This window comes from Nocardioides sp. Z50_6 (genome assembly GCF_058215755.1).
On the sequence record NZ_JBZAJB010000002.1, the window covers coordinates 584,392 to 606,911 of the forward strand.

The 22,520-nt window shown below is 73.6% G+C and carries 19 protein-coding genes; 13 read left to right on the forward strand and 6 right to left on the reverse strand.

Translation table 11 applies throughout. The features are described from left to right. The first annotated feature begins 50 nt into the window (after positions 1–50). Complete coding sequence (locus AC4BGE_RS07550; RefSeq protein ID WP_490574862.1) at positions 51–899, forward strand: siderophore-interacting protein; 849 nt, start codon at positions 51–53, stop codon at positions 897–899. A gap of 1 nt (position 900) precedes the next feature. On the opposite strand, the gene ppgK is transcribed toward AC4BGE_RS07550, so the two are convergent. Then, positions 901–1,662, reverse strand: a complete 762-nt coding sequence (gene ppgK / locus AC4BGE_RS07555; RefSeq protein WP_490572039.1) for a polyphosphate--glucose phosphotransferase — start codon at positions 1,660–1,662, stop codon at positions 901–903. A gap of 65 nt (positions 1,663–1,727) precedes the next feature. On the opposite strand from ppgK, the gene AC4BGE_RS07560 reads away from it, so the two are divergent. The 6 genes from AC4BGE_RS07560 (at position 1,728) to AC4BGE_RS07585 (ending at position 7,125) form a co-directional block, all read left to right on the forward strand. Beyond that, positions 1,728–2,366, forward strand: a complete 639-nt coding sequence (locus tag AC4BGE_RS07560) for a PadR family transcriptional regulator (RefSeq protein WP_490574863.1) — start codon at positions 1,728–1,730, stop codon at positions 2,364–2,366. 153 nt (positions 2,367–2,519) lie between these two features. Then, complete coding sequence (locus tag AC4BGE_RS07565; protein ID WP_490574864.1) at positions 2,520–3,575, forward strand: ATP-binding cassette domain-containing protein; 1,056 nt, start codon at positions 2,520–2,522, stop codon at positions 3,573–3,575. Next, positions 3,572–4,336 (forward strand): ABC transporter permease, encoded by a 765-nt coding sequence (locus tag AC4BGE_RS07570; RefSeq protein WP_490574865.1) that lies wholly within the window; start codon positions 3,572–3,574, stop codon positions 4,334–4,336. The genes AC4BGE_RS07565 and AC4BGE_RS07570 overlap by 4 nt, the downstream gene beginning before the upstream one ends. 83 nt (positions 4,337–4,419) lie before the next feature. Then, positions 4,420–5,625, forward strand: a complete 1,206-nt coding sequence (locus tag AC4BGE_RS07575) for a M15 family metallopeptidase (protein ID WP_490574866.1) — start codon at positions 4,420–4,422, stop codon at positions 5,623–5,625. 29 nt (positions 5,626–5,654) lie between these two features. After that, the gene (locus AC4BGE_RS07580) at positions 5,655–6,071 is read left to right on the forward strand and encodes a DUF3592 domain-containing protein (RefSeq protein ID WP_490572049.1); all 417 of its coding nucleotides are present in this window, start codon (positions 5,655–5,657) and stop codon (positions 6,069–6,071) included. A 76-nt stretch (positions 6,072–6,147) separates the two neighbouring features. Then, entirely contained in the window at positions 6,148–7,125 is a 978-nt protein-coding gene (locus tag AC4BGE_RS07585; protein WP_490572050.1) for an NADPH:quinone oxidoreductase family protein, read from the forward strand. A gap of 57 nt (positions 7,126–7,182) precedes the next feature. Here the strand turns inward: AC4BGE_RS07585 and AC4BGE_RS07590 are convergent, their stop codons facing one another. Further along, on the reverse strand, positions 7,183–8,934 hold the full coding sequence (locus AC4BGE_RS07590; protein ID WP_490574867.1) for a CotH kinase family protein: 1,752 nt from the start codon (positions 8,932–8,934) through the stop codon (positions 7,183–7,185). A 171-nt stretch (positions 8,935–9,105) separates the two neighbouring features. Here AC4BGE_RS07590 and AC4BGE_RS07595 point away from each other — a divergent pair, with 171 nt between their 5' ends. Together AC4BGE_RS07595 and AC4BGE_RS07600 are read left to right on the forward strand one after the other, a co-directional pair. Beyond that, positions 9,106–9,831, forward strand: coding sequence for a response regulator transcription factor (locus AC4BGE_RS07595; protein ID WP_490572052.1), 726 nt, complete (start codon positions 9,106–9,108; stop codon positions 9,829–9,831). A gap of 4 nt (positions 9,832–9,835) precedes the next feature. Beyond that, entirely contained in the window at positions 9,836–11,290 is a 1,455-nt protein-coding gene (locus tag AC4BGE_RS07600; protein WP_490572053.1) for a sensor histidine kinase, read from the forward strand. Positions 11,291–11,328: 38 nt separating this feature from the next. On the opposite strand, the gene AC4BGE_RS07605 is transcribed toward AC4BGE_RS07600, so the two are convergent. Beyond that, positions 11,329–11,766 (reverse strand): hypothetical protein, encoded by a 438-nt coding sequence (locus tag AC4BGE_RS07605; protein WP_490572054.1) that lies wholly within the window; start codon positions 11,764–11,766, stop codon positions 11,329–11,331. Positions 11,767–11,829: 63 nt separating this feature from the next. Between AC4BGE_RS07605 and AC4BGE_RS07610 the strand changes: the two genes are divergently transcribed. Then, positions 11,830–13,785, forward strand: coding sequence for a M13 family metallopeptidase (locus tag AC4BGE_RS07610; RefSeq protein ID WP_490572055.1), 1,956 nt, complete (start codon positions 11,830–11,832; stop codon positions 13,783–13,785). A 12-nt stretch (positions 13,786–13,797) separates the two neighbouring features. Here the strand turns inward: AC4BGE_RS07610 and AC4BGE_RS07615 are convergent, their stop codons facing one another. Further along, positions 13,798–14,307 (reverse strand): hypothetical protein, encoded by a 510-nt coding sequence (locus tag AC4BGE_RS07615; RefSeq protein ID WP_490574868.1) that lies wholly within the window; start codon positions 14,305–14,307, stop codon positions 13,798–13,800. A 335-nt stretch (positions 14,308–14,642) separates the two neighbouring features. On the opposite strand from AC4BGE_RS07615, the gene AC4BGE_RS07620 reads away from it, so the two are divergent. Beyond that, complete coding sequence (locus tag AC4BGE_RS07620) at positions 14,643–16,811, forward strand: RecQ family ATP-dependent DNA helicase (protein WP_490572057.1); 2,169 nt, start codon at positions 14,643–14,645, stop codon at positions 16,809–16,811. 74 nt (positions 16,812–16,885) lie between these two features. On the opposite strand, the gene AC4BGE_RS07625 is transcribed toward AC4BGE_RS07620, so the two are convergent. Both AC4BGE_RS07625 and AC4BGE_RS07630 read right to left on the reverse strand, forming a co-directional pair. Beyond that, positions 16,886–18,448, reverse strand: a complete 1,563-nt coding sequence (locus AC4BGE_RS07625; RefSeq protein WP_490574869.1) for a DHA2 family efflux MFS transporter permease subunit — start codon at positions 18,446–18,448, stop codon at positions 16,886–16,888. Between the two features lie 57 nt (positions 18,449–18,505). Next, on the reverse strand, positions 18,506–18,997 hold the full coding sequence (locus tag AC4BGE_RS07630) for a glutathione peroxidase (protein ID WP_490574870.1): 492 nt from the start codon (positions 18,995–18,997) through the stop codon (positions 18,506–18,508). 51 nt (positions 18,998–19,048) lie between these two features. Between AC4BGE_RS07630 and AC4BGE_RS07635 the strand changes: the two genes are divergently transcribed. After that, entirely contained in the window at positions 19,049–21,796 is a 2,748-nt protein-coding gene (locus AC4BGE_RS07635) for a DEAD/DEAH box helicase (RefSeq protein WP_490574871.1), read from the forward strand. A 7-nt stretch (positions 21,797–21,803) separates the two neighbouring features. Then, a complete protein-coding gene (locus AC4BGE_RS07640) occupies positions 21,804–22,517 on the forward strand; it encodes an SWIM zinc finger family protein (RefSeq protein WP_490574872.1) in 714 nt (237 codons plus the stop codon). Positions 22,518–22,520: the final 3 nt, after the last annotated feature.

The following is a 22,520-nucleotide window of genomic DNA, read 5'->3' on the forward strand; positions in this document are numbered from 1 at the left end:
CCTGAGTCCCGGGTCATACCGGGGTCCCGTTCGCCCGCCGAAGGAGCACCGTGCCCGGACCCAGCCCTGCCGGCACCGACCGACCCGGCACCGACCGACCCGGCACCCAACGACCGACCCGGCACCGGCCCGCCGCGACCCGGCTGGTGGTCACGGGCACCGAGGAGCTCACCCCGACCGTGCGCCGGGTCTGGTTCCGCAGCGACGACCTCTCCGCGTTCGCGGGCAGCGAGCACACCGACCGCTACGTCAAGCTGGTGCTCGGCGAGAGCGTGCGGACCTACACCGCGCTCTTCCCGGACGTCGCCCGCGGCACCCTGGCGATCGACTTCGTCCTGCACGGCGACCACGGCGTCGCCGGTCCGTGGGCCGCGGCCGCGCAGCCGGGCGACGAGCTGGAGGTGCGCGGGCCCGGCGGCGGCTACCGCCCCGACCCGACCGCGGACTGGCACCTGCTGGTCGGCGACGAGTCGGCGCTGCCGGCGATCACCGCCGCGCTGGCCGACCTGGCCGAGCGGGCACCCGACGCGGTCGTCCGGGTGGTGCTGGAGGTCGACTCGGCCGAGCACGAGCCGGCCCTGACAGGCCCGGCCGGGACCCGGGTGACCTTCGTCCACCGGAGCGCCGGCTCCCTGCTCGAGACGGTACGCCGGCTGGAGTGGCCGGCCGGGCGGGTGCACGCCTTCGTGCACGGGGAGGCCGAGACGGTGATGCGCGGCCTGCGGCCCTGGCTGCTGGGCGAGCGCGGCCTGCCCCGCGACCAGGTGTCGATCTCCGGCTACTGGCGGCGCGGCGGCTCCGAGGAGGAGTTCCGGGCGTGGAAGCGCGAGCTCGGTGCGCAGGAGGGGAGCGCCGGCCCCGGCCCGCGGGCTCCGGCCGGTCGCCCGGCGGCCGGCTGAGTCAGCGCACGCCGGCCCGGCTGGCCACCAGCGCGGCCCCGATGATCCCCGCCTTGTTGCGCAGCGCCGCCGGCACGATCTCGGTGTCGATCTCGATCAGGTGCAGGAACCTGTCGGCGGACTTGCTGACCCCGCCGCCGACGACGATGAGCTCGGGGGTGAAGAGCCGCTCCAGGGTCCGGTAGTAGGTGGTCAGCCGGGCCGCCCACTCCTCCCAGGAGAGGCTGTCGCGCTCCCGCACGCTGTTGGCCGCGTGCCGCTCCGCGATCCGGCCCTCGATCTCCAGGTGGCCGAGCTCGGAGTTGGGCACCAGGACGCCGTCGTGGACCAGGGCGGAGCCGATCCCGGTGCCGAGGGTGGTGACGATGACCAGGCCGGAGCGGCCGCGCGCAGCGCCGTACTCCACCTCGGCGAGGCCGGCCGCGTCGGCGTCGTTGACCACGTGGACCTCGCGCTGGAGCGCCTCGGTGAAGATGGCGTCGGCGTCGGCGCCGACCCAGGAGGGGTCGATGTTGGCCGCCGACCGGACGACGCCGCCGACCATCACGCCGGGCACCGTCACCCCCACCGCGGCCGAGGAGACGGGGAACTCGGCGACCAGCCGGCGGAAGACGGCCGAGACCGCTGCCGGGGTGGCCGGCCGCGGGGTGTCGATCTTGGCCTTCTCGCCGGCGAGCTCGCCGACGGCGAGGTCCACGGGGGCGCCCTTGATCCCGGTGCCGCCGAAGTCGATGCCGAAGGGGTGCTCGATGCGGGTCTCCATGCCGCACATGAGACCACAGGTGCGCGTCGCCGCGGCGTGGTCGCGGGCCGACCTACGATGGCGTCATGGCCGGCCAGGAGACCCGCATGCTGCTGCTCGGCGCGGTGAGCCTCTTCGCGCCCGTCAACGGCTACCAGATCCGGCGCGAGCTGCTCTCCTGGCACGTCGACGAGTGGGCGCACGTCAACCCCGGCTCGATCTACCACGGCCTGGCCACGCTGACCCGGCAGGAGCTGCTGGTCCGCAACGACGTGCTCGACGGGGCTCGGGAGGTCGCGGTCTACGAGATCACCGAAGCCGGTCGCACCGAGCTGCAACGGCTCCAGGTCGAGGCGCTGGAGACGGTGGACCTGCACGACCGGGTCGCCTTCCAGGCGGCCTTCGGGATGCTCTCCAACCTGGGCACCGCCACGGCGGTCGGAGCCCTGCGCACCCGCGCCGCCGGGCTGGAGGGGCAGGTCGAGGCGCTCGCCGTCGACCAGCACTCGCCGTACGCCGGGCCGCCGCACGCCCGCCGCGGGCTGGTGCTGTGGCGCGAGCTGGCGATCGCCGAGCTGCTGTGGCTGCGCGGGGTGCTCGCCGACCTGGAGTCCGGCGCCCTGCGGATCGCGCCGGACCAGTGGGACTGGGCGCCGCCCGACGACGACGAGGGCTGGCAGATGCAGGTCGACCGGGAGAAGTATCGCGCGCTCCTGGGTCGCTGACCCGCGACCCAGGGCGGGGGCTCGAGGTGGCGACGGCGATGGCCGTCGTCAGCCGGGGCCAGGCACCGCCCCGGAAACCTGTTGACGAGCGGTCCCGGGAGGAGGAGCATTGATCCTCTGTTCAAGTTTGAACACAGGGACGAGGGAGAGCAGATGATCGAGGCACGGGGACTCGTGCAGACCTTCCACACAGGACAGGGGAAGAAGAAGACCGAGGTGCGCGCCGTCGACGGCGTCGACCTCGACATCGCCGAGGGCGAGGTAGTCGGGTTCCTCGGCCCCAACGGTGCGGGCAAGACCACCACGCTGCGGATGCTGACCACGCTCCTGCGCCCGACCGCGGGGACGGCGACGGTCGCCGGGTACGACGTGGTGACCCAGTCCGAGCAGGTGCGACGCAGCATCGGCTACGTCTCCCAGGTCGGCTCCACCTTCTCCGGCGCCCTCGCCGGCGACGAGGTGGTCGACCACGGGATGCTCTACGGGATGTCGCGACGCGACGCCACCGCCCGGGGCAAGGAGCTCTTCGAGCAGCTCGACCTGCCGGGCCTGTGGAAGCGGCGCCCGCGCAACATGTCGGGTGGGCAGAAGCGCCGGCTCGACATCGCCATGGGCCTGGTCCACGACCCGACCCTGGTCTTCCTGGACGAGCCCACCACCGGGCTCGACCCCCAGGCGCGGGCCAACCTGTGGGAGCACATCGCCGGCCTGCGCGAGCGGCGCGGGGCGACGGTCTTCCTCACCACCCACTACCTGGACGAGGCGGACGCGCTCTCGGACCGGATCGTGATCATCGACCAGGGCCGGATCGTGGCCAGCGACACCGCCGACAACCTCAAGGCGCAGGTGGCCGGCGACCTGGTCGACCTCGAGCTGGCCGCCGACGAGCACGTCGCCACCGCGCGCGACAAGCTCGCCTCGGTCGCGGCGTCGGTCCAGGTGGACGGGCGCCGGGTCAGCGGCCGGGTGGGCCGGGCCGGCCGGGCGGTCCCCGGGCTGCTGCGCGACCTGGACGGGGCCGGCGTGCTGCTGGACTCGATCGAGGTGCACCGGCCGACGCTGGACGACGTCTTCCTCAGCCTCACCGGGCGTTCGCTGCGCGAGGCCGAGGCGCCTCGGGAGCGGCCGGAGACAGGCGGCGATCCCACGCCGCAGGAGACCGGTCCCGTCGCGGGTGCCGGCACCAGCCTGCAGGGGGCCGAGCGATGACGTCCTTCTTCCGTGACTCCACCATCGTCTTCCGGCGCCAGCTGCGGATGAACCTGCGCAACCCCGCCTGGGTGGTGATCGGGGTGATGCAGCCGATCCTCTACCTGGTGCTCTTCGGGCCGCTGCTCAAGCCGATCGTCGGCCAGTTCCCCGGTGCCCCGGACAACGCGTACACGTTCCTGGTGCCGGGCCTGCTGGTCCAGCTGGGCATCTTCGGGGCGTTCTTCGCCGGTTTCGGCCTGATCGCCGAGTGGCGCGAGGGGGTGATCGAGGCCGAGCGGGTCACCCCGGCCAACCGGTCGGCGCTGCTGGTCGGGCGGCTGATGCGCGACCTGCTGCAGTTCCTGGTCCAGGCGCTGATCCTGGTCGGGCTGGGCTACGCCATGGGGATGCGTGCGCCGGTCGGCGGCGTGGTGCTCGGGATCGGGCTGACCCTGATGATCGGGGCGGCCTGCGCGGCGGCGTCCAATGCCCTGGCGCTGGCCACCAAGAGCGAGGACGTGATGGCCCCGCTGATCAACATGGTGATGATGCCGGTGCTGCTGCTCAGCGGGATCCTGCTGCCGATGACGCTGGGCGCCGCCTGGCTCCAGCGGCTCAGCGACTTCATGCCGTTCAAGTGGGTCGTCACCGGCGTGCGCGACACCTTCGCCGGGGACCTTGCCTCCTCCGGGCTGGCCTGGGGCGTCGGCTGGTCGGTCGTGCTCTGCGCGCTGGCCCTGTGGTGGGGGACCGCGACGTTCCGGCGCGAGAACGCCTGAGCCGAGAGGTGCTCGTTCGTGGCCCGGGCCCGGCCCCGCCCGCTCGGTAGCGTGGAGGCGTGCGGTCACCACGGAGCGGACGCGTGAGGGGGCCGGCGCCGATCGCAGTGCTCGTCGCCGTCCTGCTGCTGGGCGGGTGCGCGGGTGCCGTGCCGGGGGCGCCGCAGGAGGCGCCGGCTCCGTCCGGCCCGAGCTCGCCGGCGGTGGGACAGAGCCGTCCCGTCCCGTCGGGCGAGGCCGCCGCCCCCACGACTGCGCCACCGGGGCCGCTGGCCGCGCCGTTGCTCCCCGCCGACCTGCTCGTGCACGCCCAACGCTCGTTGAGCGCGCAGGAGATCGCCCGCGTCGGCGAGGTGCCGGGGGTCGACCACGTGCTGGCGCTCTCCCTGGGGCAGGTCGGGGTCCAGGACCGGGCCCTCTCGGTCGCCGCGGTCGACCCGGCGGAGTACCGGCGGTTCACCGAGCGCCGCACCGCCCAGCACCAGGCGGTCTGGGAACGGGTGGCCGCCGGCGACGCCGCGGTCGATCCCGGCGTCGTCCGCCGCCTCCGGCTGGGCGAGGAGCTGCGGATCGGCCACGAGGAGGACGCCCCGGTCGCGCGGATCGGTGCGCACGCCGCCCAGGTGCCGCAGGTCGACGCGGTGCTCAACGCCGGGTGGGGGGAGCGCCTCGGCCTGCCGCCGGACAACGCCCTCCTGGTCTCCACGGCGGCGTCGGCCCCGCAGGTGGTCCGCCCCCGGCTCGAACGCCTGCTCGGCCGGCTGCTGGGGCAGGAGGTCTCGGTGCAGGTGCTCGGCCCCGACCTGGACGTCTCGGCCGTCCGGACGGCGTTCCTCACCGGCGGTTCGGTGGCGGCGGCGGTCGGCTCCTTCTCCTACCGGCTGCTCGGCGGGGGGCGTATCCGGCCCGACGAGGAGTGGGTCGCGGCCCACATCCGCACCGAGACGGTGCCGCTGCTGGGCTCGGTGACCTGCCACCGGGTGGTGCTGCCCCAGCTGCGGGCGGCGCTCACGGAGGTCGAGACCAGCGGCCTGGCCGACGAGATCCACCCCGAGGAGTACGCCGGCTGCTACCACCCGCGGCTGATCGCGGGCTCCAGCACGCTCTCGCTGCACTCCTTCGGGATCGCGCTCGACCTCAACGTGCCGGGCAACCAGCGCGGCACCCCGGGCGAGCTGGACCCGCGGGTGGTCGGCATCTTCGAGAAGTGGGGCTTCGCCTGGGGCGGCCGGTGGGCGTGGACCGACCCGATGCACTTCGAGATGGACCGCCTGGTCGAGCCCCGCTGAGGCCCGGCCTCAGGCACTAGGGTCGCGGTATGCCTGAAGCCCTGGCCCACGTGGGATGGAACTGGATCACGGTCGCCTTCGGCGTCTTCCTGATCCTGTTCCCGGTCTGGTACCTGCAGTTCGCCTGGCGGCGACGCCGGACCTGGACCCTCGCCGAGGCCACCGTCGGCAGCGTCCGGTTCAGGGACAACTCGGCCTCGGGCGGCAACAGCGGCACCGTCGTCAAGTACCGCTACACCGACGCCTCCGGGCAGGAGCGCGTCGGCCAGGACGAGCCGTGGTTCCGCAAGCCCAAGCGCAAGAGCAAGGTGTGGGTCCGCTACGACCCCGAGAACCCCGCGATGAGCGAGGTCGCGACGCCGCTGTGGGGGGAGCTGACCATCGCGGCGTCCTTCCTCCTCGCGGGCGGGGTCCTGGTGGTGATCGGCCTGACCTACAAGGGCTGACTCCGGGCAGCGCGCCCAGGAGTGCTGGGCTCGATGCCCATCCGCTCGTCGCGCGCTTCCGCCTAGGCTGACCGCCATGCGCGCACTCCAGGTCGTCACCCCCACCGGTCCCGCCGACGTCGAGGTCCGCGAGGTGCCCGATCCGACCGCCGGGCCCGGCCAGGTGCTGGTCGAGGTGCACAGCGTCGGCGTCGCCTTCCCCGACCTGCTGCTCTCCAAGGGCGAGTACCAGCTCAAGCCCGAGCCCCCGTTCACCCTGGGGGTCGACCTGGCCGGGACGGTCGCGGCGCTCGGCGAGGGCGTCGAGGGGTTCGCGGTGGGTCAACGGGTCGCCGGGGTGCTGCCGCACGGCGGCGCCGCCGACCTGGTCGCGGTGCCGGCCGACTTCGTCTTCGCGCTGCCCGACCACACGACGTACGACGAGGGCGCGGCGCTGCCGATGAACTACCTCACCGCGCAGTTCGCCCTCGCCGAGCGGGCCGGGCTCGAGGCGGGCGAGACCGTGCTGGTGCACGGCGCCGCGGGCGGCGTCGGCACCGCGACCGTCCAGGTGGCCAAGGGCATGGGCGCCCGGGTGATCGCGGTGGTCTCCACCGACGAGAAGGCCAAGGTGGCGCTGGCCGCCGGCGCGGACGAAGCGGTGCTGCTCGACGGGTTCCGGGCCGCGGTCAGTGAGCTGACCGGAGGCCGCGGGGTCGACGTGGTGCTCGACGTGGTGGGCGGCGACGCCTTCACCGACTCGCTGCGGGTGCTGGCGCCCCAGGGGCGGCTGCTGGTCGTCGGCTTCGCCGCGGGCCAGGGCATCCCGGAGGTCAAGGTCAACCGGCTGCTGCTCAACAACGTCGACGTGCGGGGCGTGGGCTGGGGCGCCTACGCGATGACCCGCCCCGGCTTCATGCAGCAGCAGTGGCGCGCGCTCGAGCCGATGCTGGCCAGCGGCGTGGTGAAGCCGCCGGTCGGCGCGACCTACGAGCTCGAGGAGTTCGGCCGGGCGCTCGCCGACCTCGAGGGCCGCAAGGCGCTGGGCAAGCTGGTGGTGCACCTGCGTCCCTGAGACGCGGGACGTCCCGGGCCCCTCCGCGCGGAGGGACCCGGGACGTCGTACGTCGGCTCAGGCGCGGCCCAGGTCGTCCTGGTCGTGCCGGTCGTCGTGCCGGTCGTCGTGCCGGTCGTCGTGCCGGTCGTCGTGTCGGTCGTCGTGCCGGTCGTCGTGTCGGTCGTCGTGCCGGTCGTCCTGACCGGTGTGGCTCCGGTCCCGACCCTGGTCGTGCCGGTCGTCCGAGCCGAACCGGTCCTCCCGGCCGGGCTGGTCGGGCCTCATCTCGGACCCGGTGTCGGGCCTCGCGTCAGGCCCGGCCTCGGGCTCCGTGCCGGGCCTCGCGTCAGGCCCGGCCCCGGGCTCGGCGGCGCGGTCCGGGTCGGCGCTCTCCTGCGCTCCTTCGATCATGTCCCGGATGGCGTCCGCCTCCTGCTCCACGGTGTCGGGGTCGACCAGGTCGTCGGCCTGCTCGGTGAGCACCGCGACCCACCGGTCCAGCACCTCGGTGGCCTGACCGCTGTCGTAGAGCTCGGCCTGCAGGCGCTCCCGCGCCTCGTCGTAGAGGTCCGCGAACTCCTCGACCTCCAGGAACCGCTCCACCAGCGGGTTGTCGCGGCCGCCGGGGCCGCGCCGGCCGTCCTGGCCGGGTCCCCCGAGCCCGTCCTGTCCGTCCGGGGTGAAGCCCTCCGGCAGCTCGGGCATCCCCTCGGGGGTCTCGGGCGTCCCCTCGGGCATCCCCTCGGGCATCCCCGGCGCGCCCTCCGGCCGCTCGGGCGGCTGGGGCATTCCCTCCTCCGGCTGCTGCGGCATCCCCTCGGGCGCCTCGGGCATCCCCTCGGGCGCGGAGCCGGCGCGGTCGTCGTCCGCGCCGCGAGCGACCGGGCCGTCCGGGGTCAGGCCGAAGGCCAGGTTGTGGTCCCAGGCGACGACGGTGAAGCGCTCGGCGTCGGCGTCCCACCACAGGTAGGCGTTGTTGCCGGGCCCGTCGATGTCGTCGACGTTGCCGATCAGGTCCTCGAAGGCCAGGTAGGTCGCGAAGGACTCGACGTCGAGCCGCTCCGGCAGCTCCTCGGCGAACTCCTCGTCGGAGGAGTTGTTGACGAAGTCGAGCAGCTCGATCAGCGGGGTCAGGTCGTCCTCGTCCCCGGTCTCCTGGTCGAAGACGTCCTCGTAGGCCTGTGGGTCGTCGCCCCGGTAGGACCAGTCGCCCTCGGACTCGGCCTTGTAGAGGATCCCGTCGCCGTCGAAGTTCTCCTCGGCCCACGTCTCGTCCAGGTCCTGCACGACGAGCCGGAGCTCCTCGTCGGCGTCGTTGACGGAGAAGGAGGTGGCCATCGCGTGCTCGCTGGCCAGGCCGCTCTCCTCGAGGAGGTCGAGGGCGACCGCCTCGTTGAGGGAGGTCTCGGTCTCGTTGCCGCGGACGACGAACTCGGTGAAGCCGTCGAGGGACTGCCCGTCGACGAACTCGTCGAGCCGGATCAGCCAGGGCAGCTCGGTGGGCTCGGAGTCGGCGTCGATGCCGCGCAACGAGGAGTTGCCCTTGAGCCGGAGGCCCGCGTCGGTGAACTTCTCGCCGTCGATGGTGACGTCGGCCTTGAGCCACTCCTTCTCGCCGTCGCGCAGGTAGGTGTCGATCATCGCCGTGACCTCGTCGGGGTCGACCTGGACGTCGATGTCGTGCAGCGTGGACTGGTCGAAGACGTCCGCGTCGTCCGCGGAGCCGGAGCCGGAGCCGGCGGCGTTGCCGGCCTGGCAGCCGCTCATCAGCAGGGCGAGCCCGACGGTGGACGCGAGCGTCGTCCTCTTCAGTGATCGGGTGGACATGTCCCTCCTCGGTGGGTGTGGTCCTCGGATGTCCACCACGATGCGTCGCCCGGCTGTCCGGCTCCTGGGTCGTGGCTGTGGATCCGCTGTGAGCCCACATCGCCTGAGCGCACAGGAAATGCACAGCCCTCTGACAGGTGCAGCAGGACGGATCGGGTGCACCCTGGAGGGGTGACCGACAGCGCGCCTCCGCTCACCCGCGCCGACGGCAGCCCCCTGCGGGTCCTGGTCGTCGACGACGAGGCCAACCTGACCGAGCTGCTCGCGATGGCGATGCGCTACGAGGGGTGGCAGGTCGGCGTCGCGCACACGGGGCGGACGGCGGTGGAGCGGGCCGACGAGCTCCAGCCCGACGCGGTCGTCCTCGACATCATGCTGCCCGACTTCGACGGCCTGGAGGTGATGCGCCGGATCAGGCGGCGCCACCCCGAGGTGCCGGTGCTCTTCCTGACCGCCCGGGACGCCGTCGAGGACCGGGTCTCCGGTCTCACCGCGGGCGGCGACGACTACGTGACCAAGCCCTTCAGCCTCGAGGAGGTGGTGGCCCGGGTCCGCGCCCAGCTGCGTCGCTCCGGGGCCCTGGCCCGCACCAGCACCTCCACCTTGGTGGTCGGCGACCTCGAGCTCGACGAGGACAGCCACGAGGTGCGGCGCGGGGGTGAGGAGATCAGCCTGACCGCGACCGAGTTCGAGCTGCTCCGCTACCTGATGCGCAACCCTCGGCGGGTCCTCTCCAAGGCCCAGATCCTGGACCGGGTCTGGAACTACGACTTCGGCGGTCAGTCCAACGTGGTGGAGCTCTACATCTCCTACCTGCGCAAGAAGATCGACGCCGGGCGGAAGCCGATGATCCACACCATGCGCGGGGCCGGCTACGTGCTGAAGCCGGCGGAGTAGCGCCGTGAGCCGCCCCTCCCGCGCCGGTGTCGGCCCGTCGTCGCTGACCGCACGGCTGACCGCCACGGTGGTGGTGCTCGTCGCGCTGGTCAGCGTGGTCATCTCCGCGCTGACCACCGCGGCGATCTACGACCGGCTCACCGACGAGCTCGACCAGAAGGTGGCGCAGTCCCACGAGCGCGCGGTGGGCGCCCTGGCCGCCGGCGCCCCGGGCGAGCCGCCCCGGGACCGGCGACCCGGCGGGGGGCCGGAGGTGCGCGGCCAGGACGCGGGCACGCTCAGCGCGGCGAGGTCGGGGGACGAGAGCTCCGGCTGGGTGATCGAGGAGAGCGGGGCGCTGCGCATGCTGGGCGAGGAGGACCTGGCGGTGCTCGCCGGGCTGGAGCCGGGCGAGCAGGTGGCGACGGTCGAGCTGCCGGAGTCCGGGGACTACCGGGTGCGGGTCAGCGAGGTGGGCGGCGTCGTGGTGACCACCGGGCTGCCCACCAGCGGCGTCAGCGAGACGGTCCGCACCCTGGTCGGCTGGGAGGCGCTGTTCACCCTGGTGGTGGTGGCGGTGGCCGGCGGCGTCGCGGTCGCCGTCGTCCGTCGTCAGCTGCGGCCCCTGAGCCAGGTCGCCGCCACGGCACGCCGGGTCGCGGCCACCGACCTGACCAGCGGGGAGATCGGGGTGACCGCCCGGGTCCCGGACCGGCTCGTCGACTCCGGCACCGAGGTCGGCGAGGTGGCCGCCGCCCTCAACACCATGCTCGGCCACGTCGAGTCGGCGCTGGCCCAGCGGGAGCGCAGCGAGCAGCAGGTGCGGCAGTTCGTGGCCGACGCCTCGCACGAGCTGCGCACCCCGCTGGCCACCATCACCGGCTATGCCGAGCTGAGCCTGCGCGACCCGGAGCCCGAGACCCTCACGCACGCGATGCGCAAGGTGCGGGGCGAGGCCGCGCGGATGACCTCGCTGGTCGAGGACCTGCTGCTGCTGGCCCGGCTCGACGCCGGGCGGCCGCTGGCCCGCGACGAGGTCGACCTCACCCGCCTGGTGATGGAGTGCGTCGAGGACGCCCGGGTCACCGGCGCCGACCACCGGTGGCTGCTGGAGCTGCCGGCCCGGGCGGTCACCGTGGTGGGCGACGAGGAGCGGCTGCACCAGGTGCTGGTCAACCTGCTCAGCAACGCCCGGCGGCACACTCCGCCGGGCACCACCGTGGTCTCCTCGGTCGAGCGGGCCGACGGGGCGGTCACGGTGGCGGTGACCGACGACGGCCCCGGGATCGACCCGGCGCTGCTGCCCGACGTCTTCACCCGCTTCACCCGCGGCGACGCGGCCCGGTCACGCGACGACAGCGGCGTGGGCCTCGGCCTCGCGCTGGCGCGGGCGATCGCGCGCGGCCACGGCGGGGAGCTGGTGGTCACCTCCGAGCCGGGGCGGACCAGGTTCGTCCTCACCCTGCCGGCTCCGCGGTGACCCGGGCGACGCCGCGACCTCACCCCCCAGCGAGCGCCTTACTCGGCGAGCGGGTCGCCGGTCGGCTGGGCCGGCGGGTAGGCGGCGTCGTGGCAGAGCCAGGGGATCCACTCGCCCTCCTCGTTGCCGGCCCGGACGCAGTAGCTGTAGACGGGCACGCCGTCCTCCCCGGTGTCCGTATCGGTGGTCACCTCGACCGTGACCCCCTCGCGCGGCGAGAAGGTGGCGGCGCCGATCTCGGCCTCCGCGCCCTCGAGCACGAGGGCCACCGGCTCGACCTGGTTGAGGACGAGCTGGTACTGGAGCCAGGCCATGTCCTGGCGGTCCAGGTACATCTTCCGGTCCTCGTCGAGCCCGCGGTCCAGCCACATGGCCGCCGGGAGCAGTGCCGCCAGCAGCAGCAGCGCCCCGACCAGCAGCAGGAGGGGGACCCTGCTCCGCGTCGTCGTCGGGGGCGAGTAGGCGCGACTGGTCATGGGCACATGGTGCCGCACGCGCGGTAGCCAGGTCTCGTCGGACCCGGCCGTTATGGTGGCGGCGTGAGCATCCTCGACGACGCCCGTGACGGCATGGACCGCGACACCCGCCCCCAGGACGACCTCTTCGGTCACGTCAACGGGGCCTGGCTGGAGTCCGTGGAGATTCCCAGCGACCGCAGCAGCTGGGGTCCGTTCGTGATGCTCGCCGACGCCGCGGAGGCCCAGGTCCGGGCCATCATCGAGGAGCTGACCGCCGACCCGTCGCGCGGCGCGGAGCCGGAGGACGCCCGCAAGATCGCCGCCCTCTACGCCTCCTTCATGGACACCGGGACGATCGCCGCCCGGGGGGCAGCCCCGGTGCAGCCGCTGCTCGCGGCGGTCGACGCCCTCCAGGAGGGGGAGCTGGCCGGGTTCCTCGGCGGGTTCGAGCGCCTGGGCGGCGGCGGTCTCTTCGGTTCCTACGTCGACACCGACGCCAGGCAGTCCGACCGCTACCTGCTCAACCTGACCCAGGGCGGTCTCGGCCTGCCCGACGAGAGCTACTACCGCGAGGAGAAGTTCGCCGAGATCCGCGACAAGTACCTCGCCTACCTCACCCGCCTCTTCGAGCTCGCCGGGCGACCGGAGCCGGAGGCCTCGGCGAAGGCCGTGCTCGAGCTCGAGACCCGGCTGGCCGAGGGCCACTGGGAGCGGGCCGAGACCCGCGACGTGCAGAAGACCTACAACCTCACCACCCGCGAGGAGCTCGACCGGCTGGCGCCCACCTTCGACTGGGGGCAGTGGATCAGCGCCCTGGCCGGCGGCCGCGAGGGCAGCGACGGGCTGATCGCCGAGACCTGCGTGCGGCAGCCCTCCTACCTCGAGCACCTGGCCAAGGTGATCGTCGAGGTCCCGCTCGACCGGTGGCGCCCGTGGCTGGCCGCCAAGGTGCTCCGCTCCCGCGCCGCCTACCTGACCGACGACTTCGTCGAGACCAACTTCGACTTCTACGGCCGCACCCTGAACGGCACCCCCGAGCTGCGCGAGCGGTGGAAGCGCGGGGTCGGGTTCGTGGAGGGCGCGATCGGCGAGGCGGTGGGCCGCGAGTACGTCGCCCGCCACTTCCCGCCGCGCTCCAAGGAGCTGATGGACGACCTGGTCGCCAACCTCCTCGAGGCCTACCGGCAGTCCATCGCCGCCCTCGACTGGATGACCGACGAGACCAAGCAGCGGGCCTTCGACAAGCTGGCCACCTTCCGCCCCAAGATCGGCTACCCCGACCGCTTCCGCGACTACTCCGCGCTCCAGGTCTCGGCCGACGACCTGCTGGGCAACGTCGCGGCGGTCGCGGAGTTCGAGACCGACCGCGAGCTGGGCAAGCTCGGCGGGCCGGTCGACCGCGACGAGTGGTTCATGCTCCCGCAGACGGTCAACGCCTACTACAACCCCGGCACCAACGAGATCTGCTTCCCCGCCGGCATCCTGCAGAAGCCGTTCTTCGACCCCGACGCCGACCCGGCCGAGAACTACGGCGGCATCGGCGCGGTCATCGGTCACGAGATCGGCCACGGCTTCGACGACCAGGGCGCCCAGTACGACGGCGAGGGCAACCTCAACGACTGGTGGACGGCCGCCGACAAGGCCGCCTTCGAGGTGAAGTCCAAGGCGCTGATCACCCAGTACGACGCCTTCGAGCCCCGGGCGCTCCCCGGCGAGAAGGTCAACGGCGCGCTCACCGTGGGCGAGAACATCGGCGACCTCGGCGGCCTCACCATCGGCCACAAGGCCTACATGATCGCGACGCAGGGAGCGGCCACGCCCGAGGAGCGCCGCACGCTCTTCCTCAACTGGGCCTACTGCTGGCGCACCAAGCGGCGCAAGGAGCAGGAGCAGCAGTACCTCACCGTCGACCCGCACTCGCCGCCGGAGTTCCGCGCCAACATCGTGCGCAACCTCGACGAGTTCCACGAGGTCTTCGGCACCGCCCCGGGCGACGGCCTCTGGCTCGAGCCGCAGGACCGCATCCGGATCTGGTGATCCCGGGCGGGCTCACCCCACCCGGGCGCAGACCAGGTCCAGGTTGAGCACGTCCGGGGTCTCGGGGTCGGAGTTGTAGCCGTAGGCCCAGGCCTGCTTGCCGTCCCGCCCGATCTCCTCCTGGGTGCCGTCGAGGATCCCGTCGAAGTAGCTGGCCGCACCCAGGATCCGCTTTCCCTCCGGGCACTCGGCGCTCACCTCCCCGCCGCTCGCGGGGCCGACCGTGCCGGTGAAGGTGACCACCTCGTAGCCGGTGACGCCGGGTGCCCCCGCCGGCCCCGCCGGCCCGGCGGGCCCGGCCGGACCGGTGCGGCCCCGCAGGGCGGCCGCGCTGCGCCGGTGGAGGTCCTTGGTGGTCAGCGAACCGTCCCTGACGTCCTTGGTGGTGACGGTGCCGTCCTTGATGTGCTGGCCGGTGACGACCAACGCGGCGCTGGCCCCGGTGGTGGCGGAGAGCGCGAGCAGGGCGCCGGCGACGGCGATGGTGGGCAGGCTGCGGCGCAGCGTGGGCAGGGCGGTCATGGTGGTGGCTTCCTGGGAGGGCGGGTCGTGGCCCCTTGTCTACTCCGCCGACGCCCCGCGTGTGGCCTTTTCGGCCGGTCATCGGGTGGTGCTCCTGGAGAAGGGGGCACGGCAGGACGACGCCGACCTCGCGGCGCCGCTGAAGCGGGTGGCCCCGGCCGGGCTGGGCCTGGTCGGCCTGCCACGCTGGCACGGCAAGCGGTTCCACCTCGAGGGCGCTGCCGATGACCGCGACGCCCCCCGGCCCTGGCGCTGGGTGCGCGACGAGGTGCGGGTTCGCCCGGAACGGGGGTCCTGGGGAGCCACGTGTCGGCGACGGTTGCTAGACAGGGGGCATGACCCCCACCGGAAGCCCCGCGGGCAGCTCGACCGGCAGCCCAGCCGGCAGCCTCACCGACCCGTCCGTGTCCGACGAGGCGCGCCGCGGCGTCCGGGCGGAGGCCGAGCGTCACCTGCGTGCCCTGGTCGGCAGCGACGACGCCGTGCTCCGCGAGGACCAGTGGTCCGCGATCGAGGCGCTGGCCGTCGACCGCCGCCGGGCGCTGGTGGTCCAGCGCACCGGATGGGGCAAGTCGGCGGTCTACTTCGTCGCCACCCTGCTGCTGCGGGCCCAGGGCGCGGGGCCGACGGTGATCGTCTCCCCGCTGCTGGCCCTGATGCGCAACCAGATCGCGGCCGCCGAGCGGGCCGGCATCCGGGCGGTCACCCTCAACTCCACCAACATCGAGCAGTGGCAGCCGATCCACGACGCGATCCACGCCGGCGAGGTCGACGTCCTGCTGGTGAGCCCGGAGCGCCTGAACAACCCCGGCTTCCGCGACGAGGTGCTGCCCCGGCTGGCCGCCTCCGCGGGCCTGCTGGTGATCGACGAGGCCCACTGCATCTCCGACTGGGGCCACGACTTCCGGCCCGACTACCGCCGCATCCGCACCCTCCTCGGCGACCTGCCCACCGGGATCCCGGTGCTGGCCACCACCGCCACCGCCAACGCCCGGGTGACCGCCGACGTCGCCGAGCAGCTCGGCTCCGACGTCCTGGTGCTCCGCGGCTCCCTCGACCGCGAGTCGCTGCGGTTGGGCGTGGTCCGGCTCAAGACCGCCGAGCAGCGGCTCGCCTGGCTCGCCGACCACCTGGCCGAGCAGCCGGGCTCCGGCATCGTCTACTGCCTCACCGTGGCCGCCACCCAGGAGATCGCCGACTACCTGCGCTCCCGCGGCCTCCAGGTCGCGGCGTACTCCGGCCAGACCGAGGCGAGCGAGCGCCAGGCGCTCGAGCAGGACCTGGTCGAGGGCCGGGTCAAGGCCCTGGTCGCCACCAGCGCCCTGGGGATGGGCTTCGACGCCCGGCTCGGCTTCGTGGTCAACATGGGGGCGCCGGCCTCCCCGGTGGCCTACTACCAGCAGGTCGGCCGCGCCGGCCGTGGCACCGACGAGGCGACCGTGGTGCTGCTCCCCGCCACCGAGGACCGCGACATCTGGGCCTACTTCGCCTCGCTGTCCTTCCCGCGGGAGGAGCTGGTGCGCCAGACCCTGGAGGTGCTCGGCGGTGCCGACCGGCCGCTGAGCACCGCCGCGCTGGAGACCTACGTCGACCTGAGCCGCTCCCGGCTCGAGCAGATGCTCAAGGTGCTCGACGTGGACGGCGCGGTCCGCCGGGTCCAGGGCGGGTGGACCGCCACCGGCCAGCCGTGGAGCTACGACGCCGAGCGCTACGCCCGGGTGGCCGCGGCCCGGGAGCGCGAGCAGCAGGCGATGCTCGACTACATCACCACCGACAGGTGCCGGATGTGGTTCCTGCGCGACCAGCTCGACGACCCCGACGTGAGCGAGCGGTGCGGGCGCTGCGACAACTGCGGCGGGCTCCGGCTCTCGACGTCGGTCTCCGAGCAGTCGGTCGAGGCCGCGCACGAGCGACTGGCCCGGCCCGGCGTGGTGATCGAGCCCCGCAAGATGTGGCCCAGCGGCCTGGCCAACCTCGGGATCGAGCTCAAGGGCAAGATCGCCGACGGCGCCGCCGACGGCCGGGCGGTCAACCGGCTCACCGACCTCGGCTACGGCTCTCAGCTGCGCGACCTCTTCCGCACCGGCCCCGAGGGCGAGGCGCTCGACGGTCCCGTGCCCGTGCCGCTGGTCCGGGCCGTGGTCGAGGTGCTCAACGACTGGCGACCCCGGGTCGAGGCCATCGTCTTCGTCGAGTCCGCCCGCCGCCCGACGCTGACCCGGGACCTCGCCGAAGGGCTCTCGCGCTACCTCAAGGTGCCCGTCGTCGGAGCCTGGGCGATCGTCGACCCCGAGGTGCCGGCCGGCAAGGGCGCGGCCAACTCCGCCCAGCGGGTCGCCGCGGTCGGCCGCCGCTCCGCGCTGCGGGCCGACGTCCCGGCGGGGCCGGTGCTGCTGGTCGACGACCTGGTGGTCACCGGCTGGACCCTCACCCTCGCTGCCCGGGCGATCAGGGCGGCCGGCGCCACCGAGGTGCTGCCGCTCACCCTGGCGGTCAACGGCTGAGCCGGCCCCGGCCGCCCCCGCCGTCGCCCGCGGGTGTGGGTGAACGGGCTCCGCGGACGCTCGCCCGCCCGGGGTCAGTGACCCATCATCGCGGTGGGGTCGACCGGCTCCTCGGGGGGCTTGCGGGGCAGGAAGAACGCCGGGATGAGCACGCAGCCGACCAGGATGGTGCCGATCACGAAGACGGTGGCGAACGCGTCGGCCAGCTCCGGCAGGGCGACCGGCGCCAGCGCCTCCAGCTTGGCCTTCAGCTCGGCGGCCTCGGCGCCGCCGACCTGCGAGAGCATCCCCTTCAGGCCCAGGTAGTTGCCGGCGGAGTCGGAGGCCTTGATCTGGTTGGTGAGGATCACCGAGAAGAGCGCCGTGCCCATCGAGGCGGCGACCTGCTGGGTGATGTTCATCAGCGTGGAGCCGCGGGCGATGTTGTGGTCGGTCAGCGTCTGCAGCGCCGAGCCCATGATCGGCATCATGGTCGCGCCCATGCCGAGGCCCATGACGAAGAGCGAGCTCAGGATGAAGGTGTAGGAGGTGTCGGCCTCGAGCTGGGTGAACATCGCCATGCCGAGGGTGACCAGCGAGATGCCGACGAGCACCGCCTTGCCGGGGCCCTTCTTGTCGGCCAGGAACCCGGCGATCGGCATGGTGACCATGGCGCCGATCCCCTGCGGGGCCAGCAGCAGCCCGGCCCCGAGGGCGTCCTCGCCGCGGACCTGCTGGAAGTAGAGCGGGAAGAGCAGCGAGGCGCCGAAGAAGGCGATGGCGAAGAAGGCCATCGCGATCACCGCGACGGTCATCTTCATGTTGGAGAAGAGACGCAGCTCGACCAGCGGGTGCTCGTTGCGGCGGTTGAGCGCCCACGGGACGAAGGCGGCGACCAGCAGCAGGCCGAGCGTCGCGGTGACGCCGACCTCGGCGTGGAAGAAGGTGCCGTGCTCGGGGATCGAGGAGACGCCGTAGAGGAAGAGCGCCAGGCCGGGGGAGAGCAGCAGCATGCCGATCCAGTCGAAGGTCTCCGACGGCTCGACGTTGTCCTTGGGCAGCACGATGACGGCGTAGACGAGGGCCAGGCCGCCGATCGGCAGGTTGATCAGGAAGATCCAGTGCCACGAGGCCGCCTCGATGAGCCAGCCGCCCACGATCGGGCCGAAGATCGGGCCCAGCAGCATCGGGATCCCCAGCACGGCCATCACCCGGCCGACCCGGTGCGGGCCGGCGGCGCGGGTCAGGATCGTCATGCCGAGCGGCATCAGCATGCCGCCGCCGAGACCCTGCAGGACCCGGAAGATCACCAGGGTCTGCAGGCTGTCGGCCACCGCGCAGAGCACCGAGCCGGCGGTGAAGAGGCCGACCGCCAGCAGGTAGAGCCGCTTGGTGCCGAACCGGTCGGCCGCCCACCCGGTCAGCGGGATCACCGAGGCCAGCGCCAGCGTGTAGCCGGTCATCGTCCAGGCGACCTCTGCGGAGGTCGCCTCGAACTCGTTCTGGAAGGTCTCCAGCGCCACCGACACGACGGTGATGTCCAGGATCGACATGATGGCGCCGAGCACCACCACGCCGGCGACGAGGAGGACGTTCTTGTCGAGCCGGTCGTCGGCGGACGGCTGGTCCGGGGTCGTTGCTTCGGTCTGGGTGCTCACCGGGGAAGGCTAGTGCTTGCCCCGGTCAACGATCACCTGGTTAAGAGGTGTGCTGCGTCACCCCGCCAGCAGACCCTCCACGGCCGCCACCAGGGCCGGGTCGTCGGGCTCGGTGGTGGGCCCGAACCGGGCCACGGGCCGGCCGTCGGCGGCGACCAGGAACTTCTCGAAGTTCCACTGCACGTCGCCGGTGTGGCCGTTGTCGTCGGCGAGCTCGACCAGCGGCTCCAGCACCGGGTGGCGGCCCTCGCCGTTGACCTCGATCTTCTCGGCCATCGGGAAGGTGACGCCGTAGGTGGCGGAGCAGAACTCCGCGATCTCCTCCGCCGTCCCCGGCTCCTGGCCCATGAACTGGTTGCAGGGCAGGCCGACGACGGTGAAGCCGCGGTCCGCGTACTGCTCGTGGAGCGCCTCGAGCTTGGCGTACTGCGGGGTGAGCCCGCACTTGCTGGCCACGTTGACCAGCAGGGCCGGGCGGCCCCCGGTCAGGTCGCGCAGGGAGCCGGGCGTGCCGTCGAGACGGGCGAGTGGGGCGTCCAGGATGCTCATCCCAGGCACACTAGCCGCAGGCCGGTGGGAGGTGGGGGCTAGCGTCGTGGGGTGAGCTTCGTCCCCATCACCGGCCCCGCGACCTTCCGTGCCGGGAGGCCGCCGCGCCGGTCGACCATCGAGTTCACGGGTGGCCGCTCGGTCTCGATGCCGATCTCCGCGGCCATGCCGGTGCTGGCCCGAGCCCAGCGGGAGCTCGGCGCCACCGGGGGCCGCCCCGTCCACCCGAGCGTCGCCCTGCTCGCCGGCGCGGCCCACCTGGGGCTGCGCCTGGTCGCCGAGGGCCGCTTCGAGCCGCACCCCAGCCAGCCCTGGTGGCAGGTCGCCCCGCTCGACAGCGCCACCGAGGACAGGATCACCCAGCTCGCCCGCTCCCGTGCCTACGGCGACCTCGACGCGGCCGCCGCGGAGGGCATCGTGCGTGCCGTCCTGGAGGCGGTGGTCGACGCGATGCCGCGACGCACCCCCACCCGCCCGACTGCGGTGCCGAGCTATCCCAGCCGCCTCCAGGAGCGCCTGGCCCGGTTGAAGGAGGAGGAGGCCCAGGCCGACGAGCGGCCCCAGCTGGTGCGCCTCTCGCTGCGCGTCGAGGCGGCCGAGGAGGAGCTCTACGCCGGTGAGCTGCGGCTCGTGCCCCAGGTGCACGCCGAGGGTGGGGTCCACCTGGTGGCCGACGCCGCCGAGCTGTGGCTGGAGTCGGGCCCGGAGGCCAGCCACGGCTTCGGGGACCGCGCGCGCGTGCACGCCGGGCTGGCGCTGCGGCAGGCGGCCGACGCGTGGCCGGTGCTGGAGCGGCTGCTCGACGTCCGGGTCCCCGACCGGATCACCCTCGCCGCGGACGAGGTCGTCGACCTGCTCTCCGGGGGCCTGGGGGCGCTCCAGGCGATCGGCGTCGAGGTGCACTGGCCCCGCGAGCTGGGCCGCGAGCTGACCTCACGGGCGGTGCTCGAGCAGACCTCGCCGCGCCTGTCGCCCGACGAGCCGCTGCAGAGCTCCACCCTGGGGGCCGAGGCGCTGTTCGCCTTCAAGTGGCAGGTCTCGCTGCACGGCGACCCGCTCACCGAGGAGGAGATGTCGCTGCTGGCCGAGTCGGCGGCCTCGGTGGTGCGGCTGCGCGACAGCTGGGTCGTCGTCGACCCCGCGACCGCCGACCGGGCGCGCAAGCGGCTGATCCGGACGGTCAAGCCCGCCGCCGCCCTCGCCGCGGCGCTGACCGGGGTGACCCAGGTGGAGGCCGGCCCCGAGGGTGGCTCCCCGGACGTCGAGGTGGTGGTGGGCGCCTCGCTGCTCAAGGTCCGCGAGCGGCTGCGCACCGCGGCCACCCGCGAGCCCGTCCCGGTGCCGGCCTCGCTGAAGGCGACGCTGCGCGACTACCAGCGCCACGGCCTCACCTGGCTGGCCGAGCTCACCTCGCTCGGCCTGGGGGCCTGCCTGGCCGACGACATGGGGCTGGGCAAGACCGTGACCCTGATCGCGCTCCACCTCCACCGCGCCGAGACCGGTCAGGCCGCGGTGGGCGCCTCGGGCACTGGTGGCACCGTCGGCGGACCGACGCTGGTGGTCTGCCCCGCCTCGCTGCTGGGCAACTGGGAGGCCGAGGTGCAGCGCTTCGCGCCCGGCGTCCCGGTCCGTCGGTTCCACGGCGGGGCCAGGTCGCTCGAAGGGCTCGAGGGCGGCTTCGTGCTCACCACCTACGGCACGATGCGCAACGACGCGGCGGTGCTGGCCGGGGTCGACTGGGACCTCGTCGTCGCCGACGAGGCGCAGCACGTCAAGAACGCCCGGTCGGGCACCGCGAAGGCGCTGCGCACCATCGACAGCCGGGCCCGGGTCGCCCTGACCGGCACCCCGGTGGAGAACAACCTGACCGAGCTGTGGGCGATCCTCGACTGGGCGATCCCCGGGCTGCTGGGCAGCCGGCTGGCCTTCCGCCGCACCTGGGCCTCCCCGATCGAGGCCGGGGTCGACCCGGCGCTCACCGCCCGCTTCGCTGACCTGGTCGCGCCGTTCCTGCTGCGCCGCCGCAAGTCCGACCCGGGGATCGCCCCCGAGCTGCCGCCCAAGACCGAGACCGACCACCTGCTGGGGCTGACCCGCGAGCAGGCCGTCCTCTACGAGGCGTTCGTCCGCGACCGGATGGAGCGCATCGAGCGCGCCGACGCCGAGGCGCGCCGCGGCCTGGTGCTGGCGATGCTCACCGGCCTCAAGCAGATCTGCAACCACCCGGCCCACTTCCTCAAGCAGCCCGCGACCAACCTGGCCGGTCGCTCGGAGAAGGTCGACCTGCTCGACGAGCTGATCGGCACGGTGCTGGCCGAGGACGGCGCGGTGCTGGTCTTCACCCAGTTCGTGGCGATGGCCCGGCTGCTCGAGCAGCACCTGGCGCGCTCCGGCATCCCGCACCAGTTCCTGCACGGCGGCACCCCGGTGGCCGAGCGCGAGGCGATGGTGCGGCGCTTCCAGGCCGGCCCCGAGGACCCTGGCCACGTGCCGGTCTTCCTGCTCTCCCTCAAGGCCGGCGGCACCGGGCTCAACCTGACCCGCGCCGACCACGTCGTCCACTTCGACCGGTGGTGGAACCCGGCGGTGGAGGACCAGGCCACCGACCGGGCGCACCGGATCGGGCAGACCCGCCCCGTCCAGGTGCACCGGATGATCACCCAGGGCACCGTCGAGGAGCGCGTCGCGGAGCTGCTCGCCCGCAAGCGCGGGGTCGCCGACGCCGTGCTGGCCCGCGGGGAGACGGCGCTCTCCGAGCTGGGCGACGAGGAGCTGCGCGACCTGGTGGCCCTCAGGTGAGCCGGCGATGACGGCGTCCGCCCCACCGGTCACCTTCCCCCGGCTGGCGCCGCGGCGCGGCCGGGCGACCTCCACCTGGTGGGGCAAGGCCTGGGCGCGGAGCCTGGAGGAGGCGGCGTACGGCGAGCAGGACCTCACCCGCGGCCGCCGCCTGGCGCGCGAGGGCGCGGTGGGTGCCATCTCGGTGAGTGTCGGCGGCTACCTCGCGGCGGTCGCCGAGCGGGACGACGCGTGGACGGTCAGCGGCACCGTGGAGACCCTGGACGAGGCGAGCCGGCTGCTCTTCGCCGAGGTGGCCGCCGCCAGCACGGGACGGATCCCGGCGCTGCTCTCCGGGGACCTCCCCCTGGACATGGTGGAGGACTGCGAGGAGGTGGGCGTCGAGCTGGTCCCGTACGCCGGCGACCTGGCCTGGACCTGCAGCTGCGACCACTGGGTCGACCCGTGCCGGCACGCGGTCGCCGTCGCGGCCCAGGTCGGCTGGCTGGTCGAGGCCGACCCGCTAGTGCTGCTGCACCTGCGCGGGGTGCCGCGCGAGGAGCTGCTGGCCCAGGTGCACGCGATGACCGTGCGGTCTCCGGGGCGCGGCGCCCCGGCCGGTGAGTGGCCGGACGAGGACGGCGAGAGCGACGGGCCGCTGGAGAGCGACCTGGAGACCGGGACCGACGCGGCCCTGCGCGCCCGGGTCGCGCTGGCCGAGTGGGACCCCACCTCCGAGTGAGGA

Coding starts and splice junctions, on each gene's coding strand:
- ppgK (WP_490572039.1), bottom strand. CDS start 1,662: ATGGAGACCCGCATCGAGCACCCCTTCGGCATCGACTTCGGCGGCACC.
- AC4BGE_RS07560 (WP_490574863.1), top strand. CDS start 1,728: ATGGCCGGCCAGGAGACCCGCATGCTGCTGCTCGGCGCGGTGAGCCTC.
- AC4BGE_RS07565 (WP_490574864.1), top strand. CDS start 2,520: ATGATCGAGGCACGGGGACTCGTGCAGACCTTCCACACAGGACAGGGG.
- AC4BGE_RS07570 (WP_490574865.1), top strand. CDS start 3,572: ATGACGTCCTTCTTCCGTGACTCCACCATCGTCTTCCGGCGCCAGCTG.
- AC4BGE_RS07580 (WP_490572049.1), top strand. CDS start 5,655: ATGCCTGAAGCCCTGGCCCACGTGGGATGGAACTGGATCACGGTCGCC.
- AC4BGE_RS07585 (WP_490572050.1), top strand. CDS start 6,148: ATGCGCGCACTCCAGGTCGTCACCCCCACCGGTCCCGCCGACGTCGAG.
- AC4BGE_RS07590 (WP_490574867.1), bottom strand. CDS start 8,934: ATGTCCACCCGATCACTGAAGAGGACGACGCTCGCGTCCACCGTCGGG.
- AC4BGE_RS07605 (WP_490572054.1), bottom strand. CDS start 11,766: ATGACCAGTCGCGCCTACTCGCCCCCGACGACGACGCGGAGCAGGGTC.
- AC4BGE_RS07615 (WP_490574868.1), bottom strand. CDS start 14,307: ATGACCGCCCTGCCCACGCTGCGCCGCAGCCTGCCCACCATCGCCGTC.
- AC4BGE_RS07620 (WP_490572057.1), top strand. CDS start 14,643: ATGACCCCCACCGGAAGCCCCGCGGGCAGCTCGACCGGCAGCCCAGCC.
- AC4BGE_RS07630 (WP_490574870.1), bottom strand. CDS start 18,997: ATGAGCATCCTGGACGCCCCACTCGCCCGTCTCGACGGCACGCCCGGC.
- AC4BGE_RS07640 (WP_490574872.1), top strand. CDS start 21,804: ATGACGGCGTCCGCCCCACCGGTCACCTTCCCCCGGCTGGCGCCGCGG.